4 protein-coding genes are annotated in these 2,767 nt (G+C 62.5%); all 4 read right to left on the bottom strand.

Going from position 1 to position 2,767, the window contains the following annotated elements:
* Positions 1 to 1,088, bottom strand: a 1,088-nt coding sequence (locus AC1DWI_RS19050) for a type II toxin-antitoxin system HipA family toxin (RefSeq protein ID WP_477725456.1), incomplete at its 3' end; no start/stop codon positions are given.
* A 3-nt stretch (positions 1,089 to 1,091) separates the two neighbouring features.
* Positions 1,092 to 1,418 (bottom strand): helix-turn-helix domain-containing protein, encoded by a 327-nt coding sequence (locus tag AC1DWI_RS19045; RefSeq protein ID WP_477669303.1) that lies wholly within the window; start codon positions 1,416 to 1,418, stop codon positions 1,092 to 1,094.
* A 168-nt stretch (positions 1,419 to 1,586) separates the two neighbouring features.
* A complete protein-coding gene (locus AC1DWI_RS19040; RefSeq protein WP_477669302.1) occupies positions 1,587 to 2,561 on the bottom strand; it encodes a tripartite tricarboxylate transporter substrate-binding protein in 975 nt (324 codons plus the stop codon).
* A gap of 18 nt (positions 2,562 to 2,579) precedes the next feature.
* Positions 2,580 to 2,767, bottom strand: a 188-nt coding sequence (locus AC1DWI_RS19035) for a hypothetical protein (protein ID WP_477725455.1), incomplete at its 5' end; no start/stop codon positions are given.

The following is a 2,767-nucleotide window of genomic DNA, read 5'->3' as shown; positions in this document are numbered from 1 at the left end:
CCACCGGGCACAAAGCGCAGCGCGTGGCCCCTGCCGCCCAGGTAGGCCGCGTACGCCACCACGTCGTAGGCCGGAGACAGCTCGGGCGTGCGGCCACCCGGGTACACCACACCGAAGTTTTTGACGTGGGCGTCATAGTTGCCGAGCATTTCATTGACCATCACGCGGCGGATCAATTCTTCTGCAGCGCCCTCACCCAGGTGCGCCTCCAGGCTCATGCCTTCACGCAACGTCCGGGCCATGGCGGCGTAGGTTGCAGCGGGATGCGTGTATTTTTCTTCCGGCTGGATGCGCAGGATCTGCGCAAAGTCTTCGCAATGAATGTGGCCCTCAGGCCCGCGGTCAAAGCGCTTGACGGCGAGGAAATGCCGGCTTTCGCCAAGTACAAAGGGTTGCTCGGCGACGATCTCGTCCATGGGCGCCAGCCAGGCCTGGCACACGTTCACGCCGGCTGCCCGCGCAAGCCGCAGGGAAAGCTCTTCCACTTCGGGCAACAGGGCAAATTCGGCTGTGGGCAGCTTGGCGATGATGTGGATGCCTTGCGCGTCGCGGGTGCGCGCCACGTAGCGACCCGGCTGCTGCACCAGCGCCAGCTTGGGCTGAACGCCCGACAGCGATGTCGCGTCGGGCAAAGGATCGGCCGTGACGGACATTTCGAGCGCATCGTTGTGCTGTGTCACCACCCCTGCCAGCGCATCGGCATCAAGGTGCGCGGGATAGGCATACACATTGCCCGGCAAGTCTGTGCCGCAGGCAGCCAGCATGTCGAAATGGTCGTTCGGCCCGCAACCGCGCAACTGCTCCAGGTGGCGGCGCAGCGGCCCTTCGGGCAGCAGGTTCTGGAAGAAGGCCGGCAGGCGCCCGCCTTCGGCATTGAAGAATGGCGTGTTCACATAACTGCGCCAGAAAATCTCCCGGCGCTGTGGGTCRTCGTCGGTGGCAGCCCAGGAGAACACCGGCGAATCCGGGTTGGACCAAAAAACCTCGTCTGGAATGAAACGTGTGAGCGCGCTGCTGCCCGTGCCGTACTGGAACAGCAGGCCGGCACGCAAGGTGCCGATATAAATATCGAGCGCCAGAACGTTCATGGATTAGGGCCTGACGTTCTTGATGTTTGCCCCAGCGAGCTGGGAAGTTTCGGCCACGATGCGGTCCACCCGCGACAAGGCCGGCGCCGGCCCTTCGGCGGCTTGCGCCTGCAGCCCTGCAGCCACCACCTTGGGCAGCAGCAGCACCTCCAGCCCAAGCTGGTCGGCAATGGCCATCAGCGTGGTCACGCGTGGCGCCGTCTTGCCTTGCAAAACGCTGCGCACCGACAAAGGCGTCAGCCCCGTGCTTTCGGCAACGGCCTGGTAATCCAGCCCCAGGCGCTGGCGCTGGCTTTCCAGGTTGGCTGCAACTTCAGACAATGTTTTCATAGATAGAAAAATATCGTTTCTTGTTAAAACGATAGTATTTTATCTAATCAAACAACAAATATCAATACTAAACTAGCGTTTCATACAAAAACAATACTTAACCATCTATTACCGAGAGACTGACTTAATCCCTGCAGCGTCGCCGCATGCATGGGACAGCACGAACAGCTAGTCGGCATAAACACCGGCCGCCTTGATGATGGGCCCCCACCGGGCAATTTCGTTGCCCAGAAAGCTGCGGTGCCCGGCCAGCGTGGCACGGTCATCCTCCACGACCTGTATGCCTGAGGCAATTTGCGCCTGCCTGAAGGCAGGTGTTTTCATGGCCGTCCGCAGCACATCATTGAGCCGTTGCTGGATGTGCGGTGGCGTGTCCTTCGGCGCATAAAGGGCAAACCAGATGCTCAGCTCGACACCCGAAATACCGAACCGTGCCATGGTCGGAACGGCGGCGAGCGACGTGCCGGTCAGGGGTTTGGCGGAGGTCACGGCAATTGCCTTGAGCTTGCCGGCCTGGATATGGCCGACCGTCGTAGGGGTGGGGTCACAGATCATGTCCACATGCCCGCCAAGCAGGTCCGCCACTGCGGGCGCACTGCCACGGTAGGGCACGGTCGTAATGCTGACTTTCAATGAAGACTGGAGCAGCAAGCCGCACAGGTGCGATGACGAGCCCACACCGGCGTGCGCCAGCCTCACCTGCGGCTGCCGGGCCATCCAGCGGATGAGGCTCACCAAGGAGTCCACGGGCACCTGCGGCCGCGCAACCAGCACCAGAGGCGTGTCGACCACCACTCCCAGCGGCGCGAAATCCACATCCGGCTTGAAGCCCAGGTTCCGGTACAGCGCCGGTGAAGTCGCCATGCCGATGTGCCCCATCAGCAGCGTGTGACCATCGGCTGGAGCCCGCATGGCGATGACCGTGCCGAGGTTACCGCCGGCGCCGGACAGATTCTGGATAACCACAGGCTGGCGCAGCTGGGCCTGCATGGGCACGGCAAGCTCCCTGGCCAGTTTGTCCATGGGCCCCCCGGCCGCAAAGGGCACGATCAGGGTGACCGGTTTGGTGGGATAGGCCTCCTGAGCGCACGCAGACGCAGCGCAGAAGGCGAGCATGAAGGCAATGCAGATGGCTCTGGTCATAAATCCCCCTCGGGTTGGTTAAACGGATACGGATTGCGTTGCCAGGCCCCCGGCGGCAGGCGGCGGCCTGCGCGATGCGTCCACCTCGCGCGCACCAAAAGACAGGTGTTCGTTCACATCAAGCAGCGCATTCACTGCGGCTTCGTCCAGCCCGCACTGCAAGCCCACCAGGGCAGCCGCTATCGATACGCCCTCCACCCTGGACT

This window comes from Polaromonas sp. P3_C2 (genome assembly GCF_056402675.1).
The sequence above is the reverse complement of the archived record's forward strand: the minus strand, read 5'-3'. Positions and strand labels throughout refer to the sequence as shown.

Coding starts and splice junctions, on each gene's coding strand:
- AC1DWI_RS19045 (WP_477669303.1), bottom strand. CDS start 1,418: ATGAAAACATTGTCTGAAGTTGCAGCCAACCTGGAAAGCCAGCGCCAG.
- AC1DWI_RS19040 (WP_477669302.1), bottom strand. CDS start 2,561: ATGACCAGAGCCATCTGCATTGCCTTCATGCTCGCCTTCTGCGCTGCG.